The organism is Parabacteroides acidifaciens (assembly GCF_003363715.1).
GTDB lineage: Bacteria > Bacteroidota > Bacteroidia > Bacteroidales > Tannerellaceae > Parabacteroides > Parabacteroides acidifaciens.
The window spans coordinates 30,406-56,662 of the sequence record NZ_QREV01000027.1 but is presented as its reverse complement, the minus strand read 5'-3'; the positions used below and the strand labels follow the sequence as shown (position 1 = coordinate 56,662).

Sequence of the window (26,257 nt, the reverse complement as noted above, 5' to 3'; positions counted from 1 at the left end):
AGTGAAGAATAATGAAACGATTTTTACTGACTATATTGCTTTGTGTGTTTGTGTGGGGGATGAAGGCGCAGCAGATGGATGCTATTTTTGTTGTTATGCCGGACCAATATGTTCCCCAGTTGGAGAATGCCTGGCGTAAGGATTTGATCGATTTGTATAACACAGGGAAAGAGGCGAAGTTAAAAAATACGATGAACGGCTTTTCAACGCTGAAGAAGCTGACGGATGACTATTTGTTGTTGCAGGTGACAGATCGCAGTACGGTAGAAATGAAGTTGCTTCCGTTGGTCAACGATACTTATGTTGTTTGTATGATAACAACCGTTTATGGTCCGGTTCCCGACAGCCAGATCGAGTTTTTTACGACAGACTGGAAGCCGTTGGAAGCCGCAGACCTGTACACTCCCGTACCGGCAGAATGGTTTATTAAAGACGATGCGGATAAAAACAGCATCTCTTTTACAGAAGCGACAACCCGCCTGGATATGGATTTGAGAAAGTATTCACTTAGCCCTGACAACCAAACGTTGACTGTCGAATATACGACTCCTCAATATTTGTCGCTGGCAGAACGCAAGCGGGTTGAACCTTTCTTGAAAAATACTCCTAAAGTATATACATGGGAGAAATTCCATTTCAAATAAAAGGTCCGCTCATTTAATGACGATCTGTGCCTCGGAATCGAATACGACGTGTATTTCGTTGTTATCTTGTTTCAGTTCGAAATCATAGAACAGCCCGTCAGGCTTTTCGATCACCGTAATATCATCTATCCTGTATCCGCTGTAGGCAGAACTCAACAGTGCATCCATAATGGCGACAGGCACATCCCGGCTGCCGATTTCCCATTTTGTCGATACCCATTGGTCTTTTGTGTCGAACCGAATTTCCTTATGTATATTCTTTTCCCGAATATCGACTTCCGTCCCGTCGTGCTCTTTCTCTGTTTTTAGGATTGTGGCAGTCGGATATTTGTGCTTCAGAAAATTTAGAATGGAAGTTGAGATGTTTTCAGTTGATACTTTTTGCCGGCTGTTATTGCATGAGGCGAACAAGATGAGGCTGCACAGGCACAAGAGTAATACGGATAATTTAGTTTTCATGACTTGTTGTTTTTTATAATTATTGTTCATTGCGGGTCTTTGTCAGAAGACTCTGTCTCGGTAGAAACAATTCTTTTGCCGGTAAGGTTTGTCCGTATAGAATAAAAAAAGCATCCCGGCAAAGGGGGAACGGATGCCGGGATGCTAAAATATGGATTTTATATATAGATTCTATTTGTCAAAGGAAATGTTTCCGTCTTTGTCGATGATTACTTCCAGATCTTTGTCGCCGATTTCTATTTCAACCTCGAAATACATGCCTTTTGTTGCATGGTCGACAATGGTTACTTCCGTATTACGGATAATTTCCGGTTTTGTCAGGTCGATACCGGCTTGTCCGGCCATTGCAACCAATTTGGCCAGGATTGCAGGGTTCAGCGTATTCATGATTTCCATCGCTTCCGGCAGGGTTGTTTCAAATTCGGTACTGATCCAATTGCCTTTGGCATCCAGTTTGACTTCTTTGTGAATGCCGTCGTCCAGAATGTCTATTTCTGTTTCGTTGTCATCGTCGTCCGCGTCGATTTCTAAGATCACGACACTCTTGCTATTCGGGAACAGTTCGGCGATTTTCTTTTTGATCTCGTCAGATACGATAACAGGCAGGATTTCATCATCGTCGTCAGTATCCAAAACATCTTTCAGCAGGACACCGTCAGGAGAGAAGGAGAGTTCTCTTTCTTCTTTTCCTTTTTCAATTTCGATGATATAAATAAGTCCCATATCGAGACGACTCACAACGTCTACATCATCGTCCGCTTTCCAGTCTGCATACATTTTTTTCTGGTAAGCATCGAATGCTGTTTTTACGGCTTCCGGCAGGTTGGCAAACGGAATATCCTGGTTAACCTGTTTTTCAGAGCCATTGTCATCATACCAGGCAGAAGTGGTATAGCTATTGCCTGCCTTTGTAATAGCGCCTGTCTGGAAGCGGGCAACGTTAAAATTGTTCTTCTTTTCCCATTTTACATCTTTAATGTCTCCATATTTGTTTTCAAAAGCTTTCAAGACAGCTTCGGGAACATCCGACGGAATGACTTTATCGTCATCGTCGTCACTACAAGCAGTAAACACCAAGGCACAACAAGCGAATGCCAGAATCAAATTTTTTAGTTTCATAATTACTTAATTTAATTACATATACTGTTAGAAATTATCTTTTGCCGGGTTTCCGTAACAATCGAATGCCAGTTCGGTTTCGTCGTTCAGTTTGATCCGGTATCTGTTCTCTTCTTTAGTCGCAATAACGATCCGGGTGGCCGGATAGAAATCTTCCAGATATTTTATCAGGTGATCGGGAAATATCTTTTCCGGGATGGTCCCGGGCTTCCCTTTTATTTGTATCCATTTTCCGTTGGATTGCCTGAAATGGATATCGATGCCGTTTGTCAGGATCACATGATAACATTTGGACTGAAAAAAGCCGTTCTCCAACTCGATGTGAGCTATTTCTGTTTCCGGGAAATGCTTTAGTATGAACATCCGGCAGGCAGAAGGGAACTTTTTCTGGCTTTCGAGAGTGGATGGTCCGTTCGCAAGCGCGTTTTGTGCTATTATCGCGAACAGCAAAATCAGTATCCACTCTGTATTTTTTCTCATTCTTCCGTTATTTACGTGACAAAGGAATGAAACGATTTGGGAAAGATTTGGGAATCCCGGCTATTTGAATGTTAATTTGAATTCATGAAGTTGTTTGTCATGGTTATACTCTACTTGTATTTCATACAGCGCTGCGATCGATTTGACAATGGCAAGCCCCAGTCCGGTAGACTCTTTGTGCCGGCTTTGCCGTTCGTAGCGGTCGAACAGGGTGGAGGCATTCAGCCGGGGCGCATTACTGCTATTGGCAACTGTCAGGGTATGGGCGGTTATTGTAATCTGGATAATGCCGTCCTGGCAGTTATGGATGTATGCGTTCTTTATCAGGTTTGTGAGCAGGGTGGAGGCAAGCGATTCGTTCATGGTCGTGAATAGCTGTGCCGAGTTTTTAACAGTGACTGTTATATGCTTGTGTTCGTACATTTCGTCGAGGTTTTCCTGTATCCCGGAGACCAGCTTGTTCATCTCTATACGTGATGTTTCCGGGAACTGCCGGTTCTCGATGCGAGACAGGAGTAGGAGTGATTTGTTCATTTTGACAATCCCGGAAAGGGTTTGATGCAGGCTGGCTATATCAGACAGTTGCCGCTCGGTGCAATCCGGATTTTCACTCATCAGCTCCAGTTTGTTAATGCAGATTGCAAGCGGTGTTTGAAGCTCGTGGGCGGCATTCTCGACAAATTGTTTCTGCATATTATATAGCTTGGTGTTCCGGCGGACCACGTCTTCGATCGCTTCGTTCAGGATGTGAAATTCCTCAATCTTTGTTTCGTTCCGCAACGGGATGTTGGTTTTTCCAAGCCTGTATTTCTTCAACCAGTCGAACAGTACATATAGAGGGTGCAGGCTTTTCCTGAACACAAGATGTATGACCAGTAAGATACAGAACACTAATGAAAAATAGAGGATGGCGAGCCCTATAACCGTAGCTCTTACCATATCTTCTTTTTCGAGAATGGAGGTGATGATTGTCAGTTCGTAGTATTTATCGTCGGATGTGCGAAAGCAAGTCCTCAATCCGCGTACCGGGATGGAGATCATTTCGAGGGGAACAACCCGCGTGGAATCGAAGAATACGTCCTTCGACAGGTCTGCCTTTGCCGGAGGAATTTCATGTATATAATATTGTGTCAATATATCCACATGGTCTGTCAATAATGTGCTGTCAGCCAATGCTGCTTTGATGATCAGCATTTTGTGGTTCGTCAGGCTTTCATCCGTTTCCTCGTTTATTTCCCGGATAATGGTTATGTAGAACGCACATGCCCATGCCGACAGGATCAGTAGCAGGGGAACGGACAGGTTACGCAGTGTATATTGGCGTAGTCTCATCTCTCTTCGTATATCATTTTGTAGCCGAAGCCATATACCGCTTTGATTTCAGGCAAGGCTCCGGCCGCTTTCAATTTTTTCCGGAGATTCTTGACCTGGCTGTAGATGAAATCGAAATTATCCGCCTGGTCTATATAATCTCCCCATACGGATTCGGCTAAAGCCGTTTTGCTGATAAGCCGGTCCGGGTTGGTTACGAAATAATAGAGCAAGTCGAATTCTTTCCGGTTCAATATGAGTTGGTTGCCATCTATATAGATAGCGTGACGGTCGGGATACATGGTGATATTTGCAATCGTGATGTCCATTTCCCCATCTTGTTGTTTTCGGCGTAAGACACATTTGATCCGCGCGTTCAGTTCGGCCAGATGGAAAGGTTTGGTCAGGTAATCGTCTGCACCGAGATCCAGCCCTTTCACCTTGTCTTCAAGTGAGTCTTTGGCGGAAACGATAATGACGCTGTCCTTCTTTTTCATCTTCTTCAGTTCTTCCAGCAATAAAAGGCCGTTTCCTCCGGGCAGCATGATGTCCAACACGATACAATCGTAGTCGTAATCGTTGATTTTGAGTAAAGCTCCCTGATAGTCGGCTGCACTTTCCACTACATAGCGTTCTTTCTCGAGAGAACAGACCATGATGTCGCGTAATGAGTTTTCATCTTCAACAATTAGTATTTTCATATCCTCGTAGCTTTGAAAAACAAAGATACTGAAATATTCTGGCAAAATTCTGGAATCAAAGAATTTCAGAAAAACATGAAAAAATGCCGCTTATCCTTAAAATTGACAGTTTGTCTGATAGAAGGGTGTTTTTTATTTGTCAGTTTCAACAAAAAACAGTTTCTTTAAGATATTTTTAAGAGAGGTTAAATGGAGAGGAAAGATGTGCTAAAACTATATTTGGTCGGATTAGTCATATTCTGGGGGTTGGGCAGTTGTTCTTATAAACAGTCCGGAGAGTTTGACAGAGAAATGCTTATGACAGATTCATTGTTGGCTCTTTATCAGGATTCGATGACTGAATCCCCGCAGAGAGTAATCGAGGTTTTTTCTGAAAACCGGTCGTTTTTGAAGGATAGCTTGTGCATCTGTATGCTATTATCTCACGAATCCAAATGTTATTATTATCAGAATCGGATGGAGGATGCTTTGCGGACAAATGAAGAGGTGATTCGTTTTTGTCGTGAAAAGCAACCTTCGGACAGCTATTTGTCCTTGCTGGCAGAAGCCTATAATAACCGGGGAGTCTATTGGCAGGAACAGAGTGAGCGCGATTCGGCTATTACTGTTCTAAAATCGGCAGTCGAAATTTTGCATATGACAAAAAAGAGAAGCGTGTTACCATCCGTTTATATGAATTTAGCCGATTCATATTTGCAGAACGGGGATTATTCATGGTGCGGTTTTTATTACCGGAAGGCTCTTTTTGTTGCAGATTCGTTAGGGACGGGAGCGCGGGATCATTTTGCCATTTATTCCGGTCTGGCCAAGTTATATGTGGAACTGGAAAACTTTCCCGAAGCGGATGAGTATTTTACAAAGGCGGAGCAAATGGATAGCCTGTGTACCCCTTATGAACGTTATTTCTTTTCCAACACCCGGGGAAATTACTACTATAATACAAAGGAATATGGGAAGGCCCTCGATTGGTTCCGCAAAGCGGACCGGATTACAAATGCTTTTCCCCAGCCGCTCTATAAAGCGATTGTCCGGGGGAATATGGGTGAAATATTTATCCTGGACAAACAACCGGATTCGGCCCATATCTATCTGGATGACGCTCGCCGACTGTTCGGAAAAGCTTATGAACATCCTTCTTTTCGCTATTATATGGATGGCTTGTATGCTTCCTTAGCTTTGTTGGAGAATGATCTTCCCCAGGCGGAGCAACTGCTTTCGCGTACTTATGACCTGAAGCTGGTCAACCCGCTTTACATATATTATAATAACCGCCGGATGCAGGAATTGTATGATAAGAAAAAGGATTACCGCAGAGCTTATGAATTTAAGACGAAGGCCGATATGTTTAATGATTCGCTGCGGAATGTAAAGGTGAGAAACAGTTTAGCGGAGATCGATTTCCGGTACAGGCAGGATACGACTTTGCTGAAAAAGGATATTCAGCTTATGGGTGTCCAAAATGAGGTGAGTCACTGGAAAACTGTTGCTCTTTATTGCGGCTTGTTATTACTATTGTTTTTGTCAGCCTCTTTTTGCTGGATTTTGTATAAGCGAAGAAAAGAAGAAAAATTGTATTGGAAGCAGATGGCTACTGTGAATCGTCTGCGTATGGCTGTAGTCCGGAACCGTATTTCTCCCCATTTCATATTTAATGCATTAAATATCATATTGCCGACTTTCCGGCAATATGAGGGGTTGGATAAGCCGATCCGCTTGCTGATAAAGGTGCTGTGGGGGAACTTGATCTTTTCCGAACAAATAGCTGTCCCGTTGAAAGACGAAATACAATTGGTTCAGGAATATTTGCAACTCCGTATGTTAGGTGATCCCGGACGAATCCGGATTATTTGGGATTTGCCTTCCGAAATACCGGAGACCTGGTTGATTCCTTCCATGTCTGTCCAAATCCCGGTAGAAAATGCCGTGAAATATGCTTTTGACCCGGAAGATGCGGATGCCTGCATACGGATACAAGTCACCGAGAAACAACAATGTCTTTATATCGATATAGAAGATAACGGCATTGGTTTTTCCAATGACGGGCATTTGCAGAAAGATGAGCAGAGTACAGGATACGGTTTGAAGATTTTGAACCAGACCATCGAAATCCTGAACAGGCGGAATAAGAATAAAATGAACTTTATTATACAAGACCGTAGCCGACTTGAACCGGGTGAGCACGGTACTTTAGTCTCTTTTGTAGTCCCGTTTGATTATACGTTTGAATTATGAGTGAAGAAATTACAGTAGTTATTGTCGATGACGAAATAGCTTCTATACGCAATTTGAGTAATGATTTGTCTGCTTATTCCGATATCCGTATCCTGGAAACGACGACATCAGTCGAGAAGGCGCGCAAGATTATCATTCGCCAACAGCCCGACCTGCTTTTCCTGGATGTGGAAATGCCGAAGATGTCCGGCTTCGACCTTTGGCAAAGCATCCGTGCCGATGTGCATGCCGATATGCGGGTGATCTTTTACACGGCATACGATAAATATGTCCTGGACGCTTTGCGGGCGTCTGCTTTCGATTATCTGTTGAAGCCTTATCTGCCGGAAGAACTGGATGCTGTCATCGAACGTTTCCGGTGTGTCTTTTACCGGAGTAAAGTCAATATGGAACAGTCTATGCGCCGTTTGCTGGCGGACGATTGTAAATTTGCGATCCAGACGGTAACAGGCTTGCTGTTCCTGAAACGCGAGGATGTTCTGATGTTCCGTTTTTCCGATACTTATCGCTGTTGGCAGCTTTACCTTGCCAACCGGACTGACTATAAACTTCGTATGAATATTTCCGCCCGCGATTTACTGAATATGAGCGTCTCGTTTGTCCAGATCAGCCAGAATTGTATTGTCAATATGGACTATCTGTGTTCCATCGAAAATAAAACGCTCGAATGCCGTCTCTATCCGCCTTTCAACGACATCGAGCTGGTCGCTTCGCGCCGGTATTATGGGAGGGTGAAGGAGTTGCTGGAGATTATATAGTAGATCGGGGAAATTACAATAACCCCCTTTTTAGCCATTTTTCTATTTCGTCCGAAATCTTGATCGATTTTGGATTGACTCTTTTTGCTGTTTTGGCCTTTATGGCTGACAACAGGGAAAATGAGGTGCCGAGCCCATTCCAAAAAGCGTGCAATTTGATTATCGAAAGATGAAAATGCTGTCAAAGTGATAAACCTTAACTCCCGGAGAATCGCCTGTAGCAAAATAAAACGGACGGCGTCTCAAATATCCCAAGGAAATTTAGGGGCTTTTTTGCCCTAAAAACGGTCGTTTGTCAAAAGAGGACGGTCGTAATGGCAAAAAACTCCCGGAAAAAGGGAAAAAGCCCTTTTTTGACGCCCGAAAAGAGGATTAACATTTGTTTGCTTTCAGATGTCTTTCGAGTCTGTAAAAAACGTTTTTTACAATAACCCTGAATCATAGACGATATTTCCCTGTCACTTCTATAGCTAAAATTCTTTTTATTTTGTCTGTTGTTTTTTACCGCTTAACGGTAAATTCGATAAGTTGTCCGACTATGGAGATTTTACCCGTTGCCGGGGTGTTTGTGTTTTTTTACATTTGAAAACCATATAGAGGTTTGCTTAAAAACAGAGGAAAGGGTAAGACAAGTAAAAGTGGGGTGGTAAACAAATAATAAAATATAGGAGTATGAAAAAATATTGGATAACAAAGATAAAGTGGAGCCTTGTTCTGGTTTGGGTAATTTCTGTTTTTGGCTATGCACAAACAGACGGCTCCGGTCTGGCTGCCAAAGCGAATGAAGCTAAGAGATGGGGCTTTGAAAACAAGGGGGAGAAAAGCGGTTGGTGGCAGAAGGCGGCTACGCTTTCCAATAACGGGATTTTGGGGACTGGCATTTCGTTTGGAAACCAGTTGGATGACATTCTGCATGTCGGTTATGAGACGGAATGGACGATTCCTGCCCAATATGAAAAAGTAGCCAAACGGTTTGAGGAGAATCTGGCAGGCGTACAGTTGAATGGGCGGGTCGGTTTTGTCGACCGGTATAACCGTTTTATCATCGAACCGCAGTTTGAACCGGTTGACAAACTGGCTGGATTCAGCCGGGGATTGGCGGCGGTCAAGAAAGACGGGATGTTTGGCTTCATCGATAAATCAGGGAATTTTGTGATCCCGCCTAAATTTGAGTGGGCGGAGAACTTTGAGGAGAATGATTTGGCTGCTGTTAAGATGGACGGCAAGATAGGGGCGATCGACTTGAAAGGCGAGATTGTCGTTCCTTGCAAGTATAAACTGAAGGAGATGATGACGAAACTTCCGACTTCAAACAAGCTTTATAAAGAAACGGCAAAAAAAGTGGAGGCAGATCGGGGGAATGGATTATATGATGAGCTGTTAGCTAAAATAGAAGAGGCGGGGAAAGCTACTGATATGTTGGTTATGGATAGCCTTTACCGCACTCCGGTTCCGGCCGATTCGCTTTGGTCCGTACCTATGCGCTATGAAGAGATCGCACGCGTGGGCGATGGCTTCGCTCTGGTTGCGCAAGACGATAAATGGGGGGCGGTCGACTATTATGGGCGGCTGGTGATTCCTTGCCAGTTCGATATGATCGAATATATGCCTGAGGGGGAAGTGTTTGCGGTCTATAAGGACGAAGAGGTCGGGCTGTATAGTTGGACGGGTGCTTTGGTTGTTCCGCCGAGTTATGACCGGATCGAACCTTTTGTCGCCGGAACATCGGTCGGTTGGATTAATTTTGAACATGGACAGATCGGTGCGGATGGTTTGGTGATGGACGATTTGCTGGACAGGGCGTTTGCAAAAGCTGTCGTGTACGATGAAGCCGGAATGTCTGCGGAGGCGCGTGTACAATATAAGAAAATACTGAGTATCGATCCGACTTATGCAATGGTTCATAATAATCTTGGAATAATGGACATTGAAAAAGAAAACTATAAAGAAGGTATGAACCGCCTGAAAATCGCCAATAAACTGGACCCGGAAAACAAAGAGATAGAAGCAAATCTGAAACAAGCCAAGAAAGACCGACGCGAACGGCGATGGAACCGGGTGGAACAAGGATTCATGACCGCAGCAAACATTATCGGAGTTGCAGCCGGAACGGCATTGGCGGTAGATGGCGTGAAGAACGGCGGGGGCGATGTCGCCTCGATCGGACAGGCGGTTAGTAGTCTGGCGGAAGGTGATGTTGCGGGATATGTGTCGGCAACAAGTAATATGTCGTTGGCAGCCCATGCCGGTGATGGTGGCAATTACGGTGGCGGCGGCGGTTCCGGTGGCGGCGGTGGAAATAACTGTGCCTTCTACCGTTCCGAAATAAAACGACTTTCATCTCGTCTGGCGAACGGGACTAAAGCGAATGCCGGTCGAAAAGGAAGTGCGGCAGGAAAGAATGCAGCCCATTCGATTTCTCCGGATCTGGCAGATGGAGCAACCGCCGGTGATTACCGGGTAATCCATAGCTCGGATCGCTTAAACAATACATACGCGAAATCATTGGAGCAGATGCAGAGGAAGGCGCGACAAGCCGGATGCACATTCTAAGAAGTAAGAAAGGCTGGAAATTTTTTCCGGCCTTTTATTTTTATTCCTTTTTTCCGGTAAGAAAAAAATACGTAATTGTATCTAAATGTTTATATGAAGAAATGTGTATTTTAAATATATTTGATAACTTAAAAGGAGGTGAAGATTATGAAAGTGTATAGATTGTGGCTATTAATATTTTATTTGATATGGATCCCTGCTATTTGCTTCGGACAGAATATACGTAAGATTGATAATCCGTTGTTTGTGTTTAATAATTCGTTTAATAAAAGAGGACTGGATACTATCCCTGTAATGGAGCAAGCTGCATTGCTGAAACAATGGGGATATGACGGTATGGAACAAAGAGAAACTACAGGGTTGTTGGATGCGATTGGTATAATGAAAAAGTACGAGCTTCGTATCTATACGGACTATATGAATGTCGATATAGATAAAGATGAACCTTACTTGTCCTCTTGGAAAGAGATTATTCCTCAGTTGAAAGGTACGGATTTAATTTTATGGATTCATTTTCATTCGAAAAAATATAAACCATCGGATCAGATGGCAGACGGTAAGATTGTGGATATTGTTCGGGAGCTTGCCGACTATGCGAAGCCTTATGGGGTTCGGTTAGCAATTTATCATCATATTGATTTTTTAGTGGAAACAGCAGAAGATTCTTATCGTATTGCAACAAAAGTGAATCGAGAAAATGTCGGTTCAGTGCTTAACTTATGTCATTTTTTGAAAACTGCTTCAGAAGATGATCTTATCCGGACACTTGATCTGACGCTACCTAAATTATTTGTCGTTTCAATTAATGGAGCTGATAGCGGTGACACGAAAAAAATGGGATGGTCTCAATTGATTCAACCTTTGGGACAAGGAAGTTTTGATTGTTATCGTTTTGTGGAAACTCTTATTGACAAAGGATATACAGGACCTATTGGCATACAATGTTATAATTTGAAAGGAGATCCAGGTTCTTACTTGTTGGCGACTATTAAGACTTGGAATGATTTTAAGCAAAGATATGAGACCCCTCTTAATAAACTGAGTACTGTAGAAAAAACTGAAGGTTGGAAACTCTTGTTTGACGGAGAAAGTACAAAAAAGTGGAGGGGAATAAATAGTTCAGATTTTCCTAAATCCGGATGGCGTATAGCCGATCATCAGTTGATTGCTGATTTGAAAGGAGGCGGTGAATCAACGGATGCCGGTGATATTGTAACTAAGGAGAAGTATGGTAAATTTATTTTGAAGTGGGAATGGAACATGAAGACGCGAGGTGGTAATAGTGGCGTGAAGTATTATGTACAGGAAGGGTTAGGTAACAACAAACGATATGGGTTTGGTTTGGAATACCAACTGTTGGATGATAAATACCATGAATGGATGCTGACAGGGAAAATGCTTCCTAATGACTATCATACTGCCGGCGCTTTGTATGAAATATATCCGCCTTCTGCTGATAAGAAAGTAAATCCGGTAGGTCTGTGGAATGAAAGTATGATTGTAAGCGATGGTACATGTGTCGAGCATTGGTTGAATGGGAAACTGATTTTGAAATATGATCGTTCGAGTGATGATTTTAAAGCGAAGATAAAATCCAGTAAATTTAAAGATGTTCCGGGATTTGGAGTAATTGATGAAGGACATATTTTATTACAGGATCATGGATGTGATATTTGCTTTCGAAACATAAAGATTAAAGTTGTTCAATAAAATATAACAATTAATACTATGACTACACGCAGAGATTTTTTACGAAAATCAATAATTGGAACTACTGGTATAATTATATTACCTACAATAGTCCCTTCTTATGTATTAGGAGATAAGGCTCCATCAAATCGTATCAATGTAGCAATGATCGGTTGTGGACGTCAGGCGGTTAACCCCAATATTCCTCAATTACTTAAATCCGAATTGGGACAGATTGTGGCAGTTTGCGATGTAGACAAATGGCGCTTGGAAAATGCCGTGAAACAAGTGGATAAGGGGTATTCGGATCGAAAGAGTTGTTCTTATAAAGGTTGTAGAGGCTATTCGGATTTTCGCGAAGTTTTGTCCTCAAAAGAAGTGGATGCAGTTATGATTTCAACCCCTGATCACTGGCATATACCAATGGCGATTGAAGCTGCAAAAAACGGAAAACATATATCATTGGAAAAACCGATCTCTACTTGTATCGGGCATGGGCGTCGTTTGGTGGAAGTATTGAAAAAGTATCCGGTTATTACTCGTAATGATAGCGAGTTTCGAACATTACCACAATTCTCCAGAGCCGTTGAACTTGTCCGAAATGGGAGGATTGGGAAAGTACAGCGGATTTATTTGGCTGTACCGCCCGAGCTTAATGGGGAGGCATTACCACCGCAGTCTACAATGCCTGTTCCTGAAGAACTTGATTATGATATGTGGTTAGGACCGGCATGGGAGGTTCCATACACAGAGAAGCGCGTACATGCACGGAAAGCATATGGTCGTCCCGGATGGATGAGGGTCGATAGTTATTGTAATGGCATGATTTCTAACTGGGGAGCTCATTTGATGGGGATTGCCCAATGGGGGAACAATACGGAATATACAGGTCCGGTTGTAATAGAGGGAAATGGAGATTTTGACAAGGGACTGTGGAACACAATGAATCGTTTTGATATTCGCTATGAATATGAAAATGGAGTGGAGATGTTTTTTAAGATAGAGCGCCCCTATGTCCGTTTTGAAGGTACTGACGGTTGGGTCGAAATTGAATATCCGGATAAGCTGACTGCCAGTTCCGATACTATATTGAACGCAGAAATAGGGCGGGATGAAATGCAAATCCGGAATTTACTTTCCGACAAAGAAGATTTTTTGACTGCTATTAAAACCGGAAAGAAAACATTGGAACCTCTTGAAACTGCCCATCGTACGATCTCAATGTGCCAATTGGGATTGATTGCTGTTAAAATGGGTACTCAGTTAAAATGGAATCCTGGGAAAGAAGATTTTATAGATGATAATGCTGCTTCGGCAATGCTTAATATTCCAATCAGGGAAAAGTATTTGAAAATGTAGATTTGTATGGATAAATATGTTGTGAATGCATCTTTGATAGCTGATATCAATAAGGGAAATGAAAGGAGTTTTTCCTTGTTATATAACTGCTATTATACCTATTTATGCACTTTTGCAACTACTTACGTTTTTTGTCCGGAGAAGGCGGAAGAAATAGTGAATGATGTCTTTATGAGAATATGGGACAATCGGGCGAGTATAACTTTTCCCATCCATTTTTATTTGTTACAAAGTGTCAGGAATGCTTGTTTAAACTATTTACGTATGCTCCGTAATGAGCAGAATGCGATGGACGAGTATCGTTTGCTATTATTGGATTTGCATGAGAACTTTTGTTTGAATGATAACAATCCGTTGTCGTTACTGGAATTCAGGGAACTTGAAAGGCAGGTACAAATGGTTGTCGAAACATTACCTGCCAAATGTAAAAAGATATTTGAGTATTATCTTTATCAGGGTAAATCATCCCGGCAGATAGCGGAAGAATTGGATATTAATATTAATACAGTTCGTGTTCAGATTAAAAATGCGCTTGATCGGATGAAAGCCGTGCTCGGACCAAAAATCGTGTATTTACTTTCCTTTTTATTATCAGGAACTTTTTTTAAATAAGCATATAAAAAGTTCCATTTCTCCTAAATGGATGAAGTGTGTTATGTGTATTTTATATAAAACGAAGCATAATAAATGGAGAATCAATATTTAAGATTAGATGAATTGATAAATGGTTATTTTGAAAATGATTTATCAATAGATGAAGAAAAGGAACTGGCTGATCTTTTAGTTTCCGATAGAGAAATGCAATCTTATTTTGAAGATCGTGCTCATAGTAATGCCCAGATGTTAATTCCTCGTTTTGAATCTAATAAAGACAAGAATTATAAGATTATCTGTACATATATTCACTCTCATAAAAAAGAGATGATAAAGAGGCGATTCTTTCTGGCTTTAAAAATAGCAGCGATGGTCCTGTTTCTCTTATCTGTTTCTTTCTCTTCGTATTTGATAAAGCGAGATGTCGATCGAACTAAAGTAGCAAATGCGCAGTACTATCGGATGGAAGTACCTTTGGGTTCACAAACTAAAATTATATTACCCGATAGTACGGTTGTCTGCCTGAATTCAGGTTCTGTTCTGGAATATAAGCCCTCTTTTACTATGGAAAAGGAAAGGGGTATTTATCTGTCAGGTGAGGCATATCTTGAAGTTTTTAAGGATCCTTTCCGTCCGTTTGTCGTGCATACCGATTGTCTGAACGTTAAAGTGTTAGGCACAAAGTTTAATATTAGTGCCTATCAGGATGACGAGACGGTGGAAGTAAGTTTGTTGGAGGGTAAGATTAATGTGTTTTTCTCATTAGAGACGACCGGGAATTATTGTCTTTCTCCCAATGAGAATCTGATATATGACAAGCGATCGAAACAGACTCGTGTTGAAAAGGCGAACGCACAAATTTCCGCAGCCTGGACATTGGGAAAGCTTAGTTTTGTCATTGCTCCTTTACCTGCAATATTGAAGGATCTTGAGCGCATTTATAATGTTCGTTTTGAGGTCCATTCTACATTTGTAGAGAAGGAAATCTTTACAGGCAGTATAACTACAAAACTGAGTATTGACGATATCCTTAAATATATTGATGTCGATAATAAATATGTTTGGTTTCATGATGGAAATAAAATTGTTTTGAGAGATAAGTGAAGATTGTATTAATTAAAATCACACAGATGTATGAGAATGTCATTTACTACGTATAAAGTAGCGATTATTTGTCTGCTACTTTGTGTGGCTTGTCCATTGTTTGCAAGTCATGATTTATTGCAAGATCCTCGAATTACATTGCATTTGAAAAATGTTTCATTAAAGCAAGTTTTTAATGAGATAGAGAATCAGAGCGGTTATTCTTTTTTACTGCGTAACAACGATGTTGATGTCGAGCAGAATGTCAGTATTAATGTGGAGAACAGGAGTATAAAGGATATACTGGACATTTTGTTTGAAAATAAAGACGTGACTTATGATGTCAAAGAAAGAAGAATATCAGTCTATAGATCAACAGATTCATCTTTGCAATCTAAGAAAATACGTCGGATATCCGGTATCGTTAAAGATTCGCATAATGAACCTGTAGCCGGCGCATCGGTATCGGTTCTTCAGACAACGAACGGAACTGTTACGGATATGGATGGTAATTTTACCCTGGATATTCCTGAAGGATCAACTCTGCAGGTCTCTTTTATCGGATATAGACCGCAGAATGTTGTTGTTGGAAACCGCACAATTTTGGATATAACTTTGCAGGAGGACACACAGGCTTTGGATGAAATTGTTGTTGTTGGTTTCGGTACTCAGAAAAAAGTGAATTTGACAGGTTCTGTGGGTGTTGCTACTTCCAAGGATTTTGAATCCCGTCCTGTCCAGAATGCTGTCTTGGCTTTACAGGGGGTTGTTCCCGGATTGAATATCACCAATAGCGGGAATGGCGGTGAGTTGAATGCTGCCAAATCGATCGATATTCGTGGAACTGGTACTATTGGAAATACAAGCAGTTCCCCTTTGATTCTGATTGATGGAATGGCTGGTGACTTGAAAGCATTAAATCCACAAGACATAGAGAGTGTATCTGTCCTGAAGGATGCTGCCGCTTCTTCTATCTATGGCTCGAGAGCTCCTTTCGGCGTTATTCTTATTACGACTAAAACCGGAAAAACGGGGCGTGCACAAGTTAACTATAATGTCAATGTCCGCTTTAATACTCCGGTCATGTTGCCCGAATTACAGAATTCTTATCAATTTGTTAATTATTTCAATGAGGCACAGTTTAATACGAATCAATCTATCCTTTTTGATGCAGCTTATGTACAGTTGGTAAAAGATTATATGGATGGGAAGTTGGACCCAAACAATGTCGTTGGTGATTATGGAACTGGCGGTGGTGGAAAATGGAATTACGATTATACTTATGCAAATGTTAATTGGTTGGAGGAATATTACAGAAGTATGGCTCCGTCACAGGAACATAATGTGAGTGTTAGCGGAGGAACCGAAAAGATCAATTATTATTTATCAGGTAATTATATGAGCCAAGATGGTTTTATGCGTTATGGAACGGATACGGAAGACCGTTTTACATTGACGGCAAAAATATCGGGGCAGTTGACAAAGCATTTTAAGTTAGATTATAATTCTCGTTTTATCCGGGATGATTACGCACGGCCGTCTGTAATGAATACAGATTTTTATGATAATCTTTTACGACGTGCCCGTCCAACGCGTGCGATAAAGGATCCGAACGGTTACTATATGACGGATATTAATTATATCCAAGCATTGGAGGATGGCGGTCGGTATAAAGAACAAAAGGATGATTTATATAATCAAATGAAAGTGACTTTTACTCCGTTAAAAGACTGGAATATTATTGCAGAAATGAATGTCCGGACCAGCGGACAGTGGCAGCATACGGATTATAAAAGAGTATATGCGCATTATCAAAATGATCCGAGTGAAATATATGTCGCAAATGGGACAAGCCCGAATTTGGATTCTGTCAGAGAATATTCTTATAAATCAACATATTTGAACCCGAATGTTTATTCGAATTATTCGTTTAGCCTCGATAAGAACAACTTTGCCGTGATGATAGGCTTTCAGGCAGAAAGAGAGAAACTTCGTTCGTTGACAGGTTATCGGTCCGGTATGATTTCTACGGATATGCCAATTCTGGATTTAACGACGGATATTGATAATACCACCGTTGGGGGTAATTATAATAATTGGGCGACAGCCGGTTTTTTTGGTCGCTTGAATTATGATTATAATGGACGTTATATGGCAGAAGTCAATCTGCGCTATGATGGTTCCTCCCGTTTTCGTGCAGACCAACGTTGGATTTGGACTCCTTCATTTTCGCTTGGATGGAATATTGCACGGGAAAATTTCTGGGAAAATTGGGTAGATGTCATTCAAACATTGAAGTTTAGAGGCTCATATGGTGAGCTTGCCAATCAGAACACATCGAGTTATTATCCGACTTATCAAACGATAACGACCGGGACATCCAATGGAACTTGGCTGATCAACGGTGCAAAACCTAATACAGCGACAGTACCATCCTTGATCTCATCGACCTTGACTTGGGAGAAGGTCCGGACAACTAATATAGGACTTGATTGGGGAGCTCTCAATAATCGTTTCACCGGGTCATTAGATTATTTCGTGCGTAAGACATTGAACATGGTCGGTCCTGGTGTTGAATTGCCGGTAACGCTTGGAACATCTGTTCCCAACACTAATAACTGTGATTTGAAAACATATGGTTGGGAATTGGAACTGGCATGGCGTGACCATGTTGGTGATTTTAGTTATGGGGTGAAAATGAATATATCCGATTCACAGACAAAGATTTTACGATATGCAAATCCGACGGGAAGTATGTCCGGTTCTTATATCGAAGGTGAATTGATTAATAACATTTATGGTTATACAACTCTTGGAATAGCAAAAACAGATGAAGAAATGGAAGCTCATTTAGCATCTTTGCCGAATGGAGGGCAGTCAGCTATCGGTAGCAGTTGGGCTGCCGGTGATGTAATGTATGCTGATATCAATGGTGACGGAAAAATCAGTAACGGAGATAATACGATCTATGATATGGGTGACAAAAAGAAAATAGGAAATAGCACACCTCGTTTCCGTACCGGTATCACATTCGATGCATCCTATAAAGGTTTTGATTTCCAGATGTTCTGGCAAGGCGTTTTGAAGCGAGATTATGACCCGGGAGAAGATAATATGGTTTTCTGGGGTGCTAATACCGGAAACTGGCAATCTACTTTTTTTACAGACCATTTGGATTATTTCCGTTCGGAAGATGATACTTCTATTTTTGGAGTAAACATTGATGGTTATTATCCTCGTCCTTTGTTTAACACCAAGAATAAAAAGACACAAACTCGTTTTGTACAGAATGCAGCTTATATGCGCCTTAAGAATTTACAATTAGGATATACTTTTCCAAAAGTAGTTTTAAATACGCTGAGATTGCAGAATTTGCGGATTTATGTATCCGGTGAGAATTTGTTGACAATAACGAAACTAAGTAATACGATGGATCCGGAAACAGCAGGTATTGGCAGGAAAGGAGGAACGGTGTATCCGCTTTCCAGAACTTATTCTTTGGGTTTGAGTGTGAACTTTTAAAATTGGAATGATATGAAGAAATATAGTTATAAGCAATTTGCGGAACATTTCCTGTTAGGATTGAGTTTGGCTATCATGTGCAGCTGTAATGATTTTCTGGATATAGAACCGGTTTCGACTGTCTCTCCGGAAAAATATTTGAATAGTGAAGATCAGTTGGCGGCATATATTATTAATTATTATGGTGGAAACCGGCAAACGGATGTTAAAACAGGTGGGCAGCTCCCTTCCTTTACTGGATATGGTGGCCCTTATCTGAATGAGGCTCTTACTGATAATGGCATTGAACGTTCTGGTGAGAATAAATATGTGCCTGGATTAAAGATGGTTAGCCAGAATGATGGATATTGGAATTTTACTAATATTTATGCACTTAATTATTATTTGCAGAATGCCGTTCATAAGTATGAGGCAAATGCTATCAGTGGTAATGAAACGGACATTAGGCATTATATCGGAGAAGGATATGTTTTGCGAGCGCACGAATACTTTTTTCGTTTGCGTTACTTGGGAGATTTTCCGATTATTACGACAGTATTACCCGATAATAAAGATTCTTTAATACAGGCATCAAAACGTTATCCCCGCAATGAAGTCGCAAGATTTATTATAAGTGATTTGGACAAGGCTATTGGCTTAATGAATAATAATCCGGCAGGAGGAAAAGTTCGTTTGACAAAGAATGTCGCATTGTTATTAAAAGCACGTGTAGCCTTATTTGAAGCGACATGGGAAAAATACCATGCCGGAACAGCGATGGTTCCAAATGGAACAGGCTGGCCTGGCGCGAATAAAGATTATAATCAGAATTACCAGTTTCCTTCCGGAAGCTTGGATGGAGAAATCGATTGGTTTCTCGATCAGGCAATGGATGCTTCGCAGCAGGTTGCAGATGCTATTTCTTTGACAACCAATAATAATATTATCAGGAGTTCATTTTCTGAAGCAAATAATCCTTATTATGACATGTTTGCCTGTAAGGATCCGAGCAACTATCCTGAGGTATTGATGTATCGTGCATTCAGCCAAGATGTGAATGTGGCTCATAGCTTTAACTTGCAGGCATATTATGGTGGAAATCGTGGGTTTACTCATCAGTTTGAACAGTCATTTCTAATGCAAAATGGACTGCCGGTTTATGCGGAGGGTAGTGGTTATGCCGGAGATGATTATATTACGGATACCAAGATCGATCGTGACTGGCGTTGGAGATTGTTTATGAAAGCTCCGGGTGAAGTTCGTGCAGTGGAAAATGTGACCGAATTAGAATATTTTCCGGAAGCTCCGGGTATTTATTCTACTGCCCAAAACTTGGGAACCTCTACCGGATATATTTATGGTAAGGGAAACTCATTAAATTTTAATTACACCTTGGATGGGCGTGATGAAACAGCGTTTGTTTGTTTTAGAGCCGCAGAAGCTTATCTTATTTACATGGAAGCATCCTATTTGAAAAAAGGAATAATCGATGCTAAAGCTGATCGGTATTGGAGGGCTTTGCGCGAAAGGGCCGGTGTTTCCCCGGATTATAATAAAACGATTGCAGCGACAGATATGTCAAAAGAGGCATTGAATGACTGGGGGGCTTATTCTCACAACCAGATGATTGATCCGACTTTGTATAATATTCGTCGGGAACGTCGGTGTGAATTTATCGGGGAAGGTAGGCGCTGGGAAGACCTGATTCGTTGGAGGTCGTTAGATCAGGTTGTTAATTTTCATATTGAAGGATGTAAAGTCTGGGGACCGATGCAAAGTGTCTTTGCTGAAGGTTTGTTGCTTGCGGATCAAACAGATGAGAAAAAGAATACGGTTTCATCTCCTTCATTAAGTCCTTATTTTCGTGTTTTGGAAATTGTACAGGGGGGGAATAATTATTACAATGGTTTGAACTTCTGCCAAGCTCATTATTTAGAGCCGATCAGTGTGCAACATTTCTTGATAACTTCTCCAGATGGGCAAACAATAGAGGATTCACCTATTTATCAAAATCCAGGATGGCCTGTTGTGGCGGGAGAAGGGGCAGATAATTCTCGATAATTATAAAATATGCGTTAGCTAGTTTTAAGACAGAATGCTGAAAGTAAGAAAGGCTGGAAATTTTTTCCGGCCTTTTTTAATTTTTTTCCATTCCTCATGTTATGTTTTCGTTTCTTTGTCGTCATAATAACAGAAATGGAACTCGAAACATTTAAAATAACCGTATTGCCGCTTCGGGAGAAGTTGTTCAATATTTCCAGGCGGATGATGGAAGACAGGTCTGATGCAGAGGATATTGTGCAGGAGACTTTTCTCAAGTTGTGGCAGATACGCGAGAAGCTGGACAGTTATAACAGTGTCGAGGCATTGGCGATACAGGTTGCCAAAAATCTGGCATTAGATAAATTGAAACAGCACCGGCCCGAAGGGACGGATATAACGCAGCTCTCGCTCGATTCGGGTAGCCGGAATCCGGCGGAAGAACTGGAACAGCAAGACACCGTTGCCCGCATCCGCTGGCTGATAGGCAAGCTGCCCTCGCTTCAGCAGACCATTATCCGGATGAAAGACGTAGAAGGTTACGAGTTGGCGGAGATAGCAGAAATAACAGGTACGCAGGTCGAAGCCGTCCGGGTTAATCTTTCGAGAGCGAGAAAAAAGATACGGGAACAATTGGTTAAGGAATTATGAATTTTGAATTATGAATTATGGAAGAGAGGATTAAATATATGGAAGAGTTGCTGGAACGGTATTTTGAAGGTGAAACTTCAGCCGGTGAAGAGCAGCGGATTCGTGCCTTTTTTGCATCCGGAGATGTGCCGGAGCATTTGGCAGCCTATAAGCCTCTGTTTGCTTATTTTGATGAAGAGATCGAACAGTTGAAGGAGGAGGAAGCCGCCCCTGTTCCCGTGCTCCACGTGGGGTCGCATAAAAGCGAAGCCGGTGTTAAGCGGGCTATCCTTTACACGCTTTCGGGAGTGGCTGCCTGTGTGTTGGCTTTGCTGAGTTTCAGCCGGCTGCTGTATCCGGCCGATCCCTGTTTCTGTTCCGATAACTATGTCGTGATAAACGGCCGTTGCTATACAGATATTCATACAGTCCGTTCGCTGGCATTTGAAGCGTTGCAGGAGGTGGCCACTCCCGCCGACGAATATTTTCCGGCGGAGGATCAGGATGAAGCTGACCGTCAGATAATAGATAATCAATTAAAAGAGTTAGGAAGCCTTTTTAGTGAAGACGAATAAAAAAAACATGTCAAGATGAAACAGTTGAAATATACATTATTAATCATGCTGGCAGCCCTGTTGCTGCTGCCCGCCGGTGCCGGAGCTGTCGAAGCGCAGAAGGACCTGAAGATACAGGATGTCTTTACACGCTATGGCAAAAGCAAGAATGTCACGATGGTGGAACTTTCCAACGAAATGCTGGAAACGTATGGGATGACACGTTATAAGAGCATTACGATCAAGAACGATCCGGAAGCTTTGCGTTTTACCCGCCAGTGTCTCGAAGCCGACCAGCAGGGTGCCCGTAAGATTAAGGAGGTGACGGATGACGGGGGAGTGGTTTCCGCTTATTACCAGCTTCCGGGGAAAAGTCCGGATGTGAACCGTTTTGTCCTGTTCAAGGTCAACTCCAAAGGTGTCATCACGCTGGTCTATATCGAAGGTGAACTGGACAGTGACGACCTGATTACCTTGCTATTCACAGAAAAGAAATTATAAACTGATAAACAATAAAGAATATGAAAAGATTTCTATTGATTATAGCCGCATGCATTCCTGCCCTTGGATTGCTGGCTGCAAATGTTGAATTGATGCCTGCCGACACTGTTATCAAACTGGATAACAAGCGTATCGAAGTGAAGGAGAACGGCGACCGGATGAAGGTGAAAGTGTATGAACTGACCGAAGAGGGCGACTCGATAGATGGTGAAATGATCTTTGAAGGACATTATCTCGACGGGCAGAGCTATGAACGGCGCAAACATATCAAGTCGATCAACATCCCGATCCCGTCCTGGGATAAGGATTTCGACCCGCATTGGGCAGGGTTCGGCATGGGCTTTGCAAACTTTTCCGGTAGCGACGGGGTTAATGATGTAGATGGTGTTTCACTTCGCAGCGGTAATTCGTTGGAATATAATCTGAACTTTATGGAATTCAGTTTCCCGTTTTCCCGCTACAGATGGGCGGTTGTGACAGGTGCCGGTATGCGTTGGAGCCGTTACCGGCTGGATATGAATGCGCATTTCCAGGAAGTGGACGGGATGACGCAGTTGGTGCCTGCTCCCGAAGGTATCGTTTATGATGCCAGCAAATTGAATATTACCAGTTTGACGATTCCTGTATTGTTAGAATGGCAATCTGCCAAACATCGCCGCAAGTCTCCCCGTTTCTTTGTTTCGGGCGGTGTCGTAGGTGTTGTTAAAACAATTTCCTCTTCGAAGATCGTTTACCATGATGCGGATGGCGATAAGCGCAAGAAAAAGATGGATCGGGGCATGAACATCCGTCCGGTGACAATGGATTTCCTGTTCCAGGCAGGTGTCGGCTGCATCGGTTTCTACGCCAAGTATTCGCCGATGGGCCTGTTTGAAAAAGACAAAGGTCCGAAAGTGCATCCCGTTTCGTTAGGAGTACAGATACACCTTTAAAAAGTTTCGTCTTAACGAAGCTGTCGGAAGTTTTCAACAAATTGTTCCTCCGGGATGTTTTATTGCTGTATTAATAAATAAAACACAAATAGTTATGGCTGGAATAATGAAAACTTTATGGGACGAAAGTTCGGAGCTGGAAGACGAAACGCTTACTCCGCATTCAATCTTGTCGGACGATTACACATCTCCGTCCGATGATGAAAAAGGGCTGGACGATGTGATCGACGACCAGAAAGAAGATGACGAAATCATCGATGAAACATTGAAGGTATCGGATAAAAAATGATCTTTTGGCAGTCAGCCCGTTTTTCTCTATGTTTTATAGCATTCTTTAATAGTATAAGGTAGGAAATTATTTTCTTACCTTATATACATATTGAAAATAAATCCCTACTTTTGTGCTCTAAAACATTAAAACAAACCCAACGAAGATGGCTGCAACAAAACGTATTAAGCGTGCATTGGTATCGGTATACCATAAAGATGGATTAGACGAAATTTTAAAGAAACTCCACCGTGAAGGTGTTAGTTTTGTGTCAACAGGTGGTACTCAGAAGTTTATAGAAGATTTGGGACTCCCGTGTGACGCTGTAGAGGACCTGACAGGTTATCCCTCTATCCTGGGTGGACGTGTGAAGACTCTTCACCCGAAAGTGTTTGGCGGTATATTGAACCGTCGTGAGAATGAAGGCGATCAGGCTCAGATTGCCCAATACGAAATTCCTGAAATAGACCTGGTAATTGTCGATCTGTACCCGTTCGAGGAAACAGTTGCTTCCGGTGCGGAAGAACAGGCAATTATCGAAAAGATAGATATAGGCGGTATTTCACTTATCCGTGCCGCTGCGAAAAATTTCAAAGATGTCGTGATCGTTGCATCCAAGGCTCAGTATCAGCCGTTGATGCAGTTGCTGAATGAGAAAGGCGCTGAGACTTCTATCGAAGACCGTAAATGGTTTGCGAAAGAAGCATTCGCTGTTTCATCCGGCTACGACTCTGCGATCTTTAACTACTTCGATGGCTGCGAAGGCTCGCACTTCCGTGCTACGGTAGACGCTCCGATGCACCTGCGTTACGGTGAAAACCCGCATCAGGCTGCTAAGTTCTATGGCAAGTTCAACGATATGTTCGAACAGGTTCATGGTAAGGAAATCTCTTACAACAACCTGCTCGATGTCGATGCTGCCGTTAACCTGATTGATGAGTTTGACGAACTGACGTTCGCCATTCTGAAACATAACAATGCCTGTGGTATTGCATCCCGCGGTAACGTGGTGGACGCATGGAAGGCGGCTCTTGCCGGCGACCCCGTGTCTGCTTTCGGCGGAATCCTGATCACGAACACGACTGTCAACAAGGAAGTGGCAGAAGAAATCAACCAGATTTTCTTCGAAGTGATCATCGCCCCGGCTTACGATGCCGATGCCCTGGAAGTACTGAAACAAAAGAAAAATCGTATCATATTGGTCCGCAAAGAATGCAAGACCTGCCCGATGCAGTTCCGTTCGTTGTTGAACGGTGTGTTAGTGCAGCAGAAAGACCTTAGCATTCAGAGTGAAGCCGATCTGGAGCCGATGACGGAAAAGAAACCGACCGCTCCGGAAGTGGAAGACCTGTTGTTTGCCAACAAGATTGTGAAGAACAGCAAGTCCAACGCTATTACGCTGGTAAAGAACAAACAACTTTGCGCAAGCGGTATCGGACAGACTTCACGTGTGGATTCTTTGAAACAAGCCATTGAGAAGGCTACTTCATTCAATTTCGATCTGAAGGGCGCCGTTATGGCTTCGGATGCATTTTTCCCGTTTGCCGACTGTGTGGAGATCGCCGATAAGGCCGGTATCACTGCCGTTATCCAGCCGGGAGGTTCTATTAACGACAAGCTGTCCGTTGATTATTGCAACGAGCATGGCTTGGCTATGGTGAAGACGGGTGTCCGTCACTTTAAACATTAAATAATTATTCAGTATGGCAATGTGCCAATGTGCCGATTGAGGTACTATTGTTGGCACATTGGCATATTGGTAAATTGATTCATTATTAAAATGGGATTATTTTCTTTCACACAAGAATTGGCAATGGACCTGGGGACTGCCAATACCATTATTACCTGTAATGATAAGATGGTAGTGGATGAGCCTTCGGTGATCGCTCTGGATGCTCGTTCGGAAAAGGTGTTGGCGGTAGGAAGCCAGGCACGCGCAATGTACGAAAAGACCAATCCGAATATCCGTACGGTCCGTCCGCTTCGCGAAGGTGTCATTGCTGATTTCTATGCTGCCGAGCAGATGATGCGCGGACTGATAAAGATGGCAAGCGGACGTAAACGCTGGTTTGCTCCTTCACTTCGTATGGTGATCGGCATTCCGTCGGGAAGTACGGAAGTCGAAATCCGTGCTGTACGTGACTCTGCCGAACATGCGGGCGGCCGTGAAGTCTATATGGTATTTGAACCGATGGCTGCTGCTATCGGGGTTGGAATGGATGTGTTGGCTCCCGAAGGGAATATGATTGTCGATATAGGCGGCGGTACGACCGAGATTGCTGTGATCTCATTAGGCGGTATCGTTTCCAACAAGTCTATCAAGATGGCAGGCGATGACTTGACTAATGATATTGTCGAATACATGCGCCGTCAGCACAATATACGTGTCAGCGAACGTATGGCTGAGCGTATCAAGATCAATGTCGGTTCTGCTTTGAGCATTCTGGAAGATGCACCGGAAGACTTTGAAGTCTGCGGTCCGAACCAGATGACGGCTCTTCCGATGAAAGTGCCCGTTTCCTATCAGGAGATTGCGCATTGCCTGGACAAATCGATTTCCAAGATCGAAGCAGCTGTGTTGAGCGCGCTTGAACAGACACCTCCCGAATTGTATGCCGATATCGTGAAGAACGGTATTTATCTGGCAGGTGGCGGTGCTTTGCTGCGTGGTATCGACAAACGTTTGCGCGATAAGATGGGCATCGAGTTCCATGTGGCAGACGATCCTCTGCATGCTGTTGCAAGAGGAACGGGGATTGCCTTGAAGAATATCGACAAGTTTAATTTCCTTATCCGGTAAATAATATGCCAATATGTCAATGTGCCAATATGCCAATTGAGGTTAGCCC

At 42.5% G+C, this 26,257-nt stretch carries 22 protein-coding genes; 17 read left to right on the top strand and 5 right to left on the bottom strand.

Annotated features, from left to right (window positions below):
• Positions 1-11 precede the first annotated feature (11 nt).
• On the top strand, positions 12-644 hold the full coding sequence (locus DWU89_RS12135; protein ID WP_115499906.1) for a DUF3256 family protein: 633 nt from the start codon (positions 12-14) through the stop codon (positions 642-644).
• A 9-nt stretch (positions 645-653) separates the two neighbouring features.
• Here DWU89_RS12135 and DWU89_RS12130 read toward each other — a convergent pair whose 3' ends face one another.
• The 5 genes from DWU89_RS12130 to DWU89_RS12110 all read right to left on the bottom strand — a co-directional run bounded on the left by DWU89_RS12130 (position 654) and on the right by DWU89_RS12110 (position 4,714).
• A complete protein-coding gene (locus tag DWU89_RS12130) occupies positions 654-1,103 on the bottom strand; it encodes a PepSY-like domain-containing protein (protein ID WP_115499917.1) in 450 nt (149 codons plus the stop codon).
• A gap of 171 nt (positions 1,104-1,274) precedes the next feature.
• Positions 1,275-2,222 carry a PepSY-like domain-containing protein gene (locus DWU89_RS12125; protein WP_115499905.1) on the bottom strand — a complete coding sequence of 316 codons (948 nt, stop codon included), beginning with the start codon at positions 2,220-2,222 and terminating at the stop codon, positions 1,275-1,277.
• A 27-nt stretch (positions 2,223-2,249) separates the two neighbouring features.
• Positions 2,250-2,702, bottom strand: a complete 453-nt coding sequence (locus DWU89_RS12120) for a PepSY-like domain-containing protein (protein ID WP_115499904.1) — start codon at positions 2,700-2,702, stop codon at positions 2,250-2,252.
• 60 nt (positions 2,703-2,762) lie between these two features.
• A complete protein-coding gene (locus tag DWU89_RS12115; RefSeq protein ID WP_115499903.1) occupies positions 2,763-4,034 on the bottom strand; it encodes a sensor histidine kinase in 1,272 nt (423 codons plus the stop codon).
• Positions 4,031-4,714: a response regulator transcription factor gene (locus tag DWU89_RS12110; RefSeq protein ID WP_115499902.1), complete on the bottom strand. Its 684-nt coding sequence runs from the start codon at positions 4,712-4,714 to the stop codon at positions 4,031-4,033. The genes DWU89_RS12115 and DWU89_RS12110 overlap by 4 nt, the downstream gene beginning before the upstream one ends.
• Positions 4,715-4,903: 189 nt before the next feature.
• On the opposite strand from DWU89_RS12110, the gene DWU89_RS12105 reads away from it, so the two are divergent.
• The 16 genes from DWU89_RS12105 to DWU89_RS12030 all read left to right on the top strand — a co-directional run bounded on the left by DWU89_RS12105 (position 4,904) and on the right by DWU89_RS12030 (position 26,208).
• Positions 4,904-6,946, top strand: coding sequence for a tetratricopeptide repeat-containing sensor histidine kinase (locus tag DWU89_RS12105; protein ID WP_115499901.1), 2,043 nt, complete (start codon positions 4,904-4,906; stop codon positions 6,944-6,946).
• On the top strand, positions 6,943-7,704 hold the full coding sequence (locus DWU89_RS12100) for a LytR/AlgR family response regulator transcription factor (RefSeq protein ID WP_115499900.1): 762 nt from the start codon (positions 6,943-6,945) through the stop codon (positions 7,702-7,704). Before DWU89_RS12105 ends, DWU89_RS12100 begins: the two co-directional genes overlap by 4 nt.
• A 672-nt stretch (positions 7,705-8,376) precedes the next feature.
• A complete protein-coding gene (locus DWU89_RS12095) occupies positions 8,377-10,257 on the top strand; it encodes a WG repeat-containing protein (RefSeq protein ID WP_115499899.1) in 1,881 nt (626 codons plus the stop codon).
• 147 nt (positions 10,258-10,404) lie between these two features.
• Entirely contained in the window at positions 10,405-11,967 is a 1,563-nt protein-coding gene (locus tag DWU89_RS12090) for a family 16 glycoside hydrolase (RefSeq protein ID WP_115499898.1), read from the top strand.
• Between the two features lie 18 nt (positions 11,968-11,985).
• The gene (locus tag DWU89_RS12085) at positions 11,986-13,305 is read left to right on the top strand and encodes a Gfo/Idh/MocA family protein (protein ID WP_115499897.1); all 1,320 of its coding nucleotides are present in this window, start codon (positions 11,986-11,988) and stop codon (positions 13,303-13,305) included.
• A 6-nt stretch (positions 13,306-13,311) separates the two neighbouring features.
• Positions 13,312-13,917 carry an RNA polymerase sigma-70 factor gene (locus DWU89_RS12080; RefSeq protein WP_115499896.1) on the top strand — a complete coding sequence of 202 codons (606 nt, stop codon included), beginning with the start codon at positions 13,312-13,314 and terminating at the stop codon, positions 13,915-13,917.
• 75 nt (positions 13,918-13,992) lie between these two features.
• On the top strand, positions 13,993-15,003 hold the full coding sequence (locus tag DWU89_RS12075; RefSeq protein WP_115499895.1) for a FecR family protein: 1,011 nt from the start codon (positions 13,993-13,995) through the stop codon (positions 15,001-15,003).
• 30 nt (positions 15,004-15,033) lie between these two features.
• Positions 15,034-18,504 carry a TonB-dependent receptor gene (locus DWU89_RS12070; RefSeq protein ID WP_244205902.1) on the top strand — a complete coding sequence of 1,157 codons (3,471 nt, stop codon included), beginning with the start codon at positions 15,034-15,036 and terminating at the stop codon, positions 18,502-18,504.
• 12 nt (positions 18,505-18,516) lie between these two features.
• On the top strand, positions 18,517-20,544 hold the full coding sequence (locus DWU89_RS12065) for a RagB/SusD family nutrient uptake outer membrane protein (protein WP_115499893.1): 2,028 nt from the start codon (positions 18,517-18,519) through the stop codon (positions 20,542-20,544).
• A gap of 135 nt (positions 20,545-20,679) precedes the next feature.
• Entirely contained in the window at positions 20,680-21,174 is a 495-nt protein-coding gene (locus tag DWU89_RS12060) for an RNA polymerase sigma factor (protein WP_115499892.1), read from the top strand.
• A 17-nt stretch (positions 21,175-21,191) separates the two neighbouring features.
• On the top strand, positions 21,192-21,728 hold the full coding sequence (locus tag DWU89_RS12055; protein ID WP_115499891.1) for a hypothetical protein: 537 nt from the start codon (positions 21,192-21,194) through the stop codon (positions 21,726-21,728).
• Between the two features lie 15 nt (positions 21,729-21,743).
• Entirely contained in the window at positions 21,744-22,208 is a 465-nt protein-coding gene (locus DWU89_RS12050) for a hypothetical protein (protein WP_115499890.1), read from the top strand.
• A 20-nt stretch (positions 22,209-22,228) separates the two neighbouring features.
• On the top strand, positions 22,229-23,140 hold the full coding sequence (locus DWU89_RS12045) for an outer membrane beta-barrel protein (RefSeq protein WP_115499889.1): 912 nt from the start codon (positions 22,229-22,231) through the stop codon (positions 23,138-23,140).
• A gap of 94 nt (positions 23,141-23,234) precedes the next feature.
• On the top strand, positions 23,235-23,429 hold the full coding sequence (locus DWU89_RS12040) for a hypothetical protein (protein ID WP_115499888.1): 195 nt from the start codon (positions 23,235-23,237) through the stop codon (positions 23,427-23,429).
• Between the two features lie 145 nt (positions 23,430-23,574).
• The gene (gene purH, locus DWU89_RS12035) at positions 23,575-25,098 is read left to right on the top strand and encodes a bifunctional phosphoribosylaminoimidazolecarboxamide formyltransferase/IMP cyclohydrolase (RefSeq protein WP_115499887.1); all 1,524 of its coding nucleotides are present in this window, start codon (positions 23,575-23,577) and stop codon (positions 25,096-25,098) included.
• A 90-nt stretch (positions 25,099-25,188) separates the two neighbouring features.
• The gene (locus DWU89_RS12030; RefSeq protein ID WP_115499886.1) at positions 25,189-26,208 is read left to right on the top strand and encodes a rod shape-determining protein; all 1,020 of its coding nucleotides are present in this window, start codon (positions 25,189-25,191) and stop codon (positions 26,206-26,208) included.
• Positions 26,209-26,257: the final 49 nt, after the last annotated feature.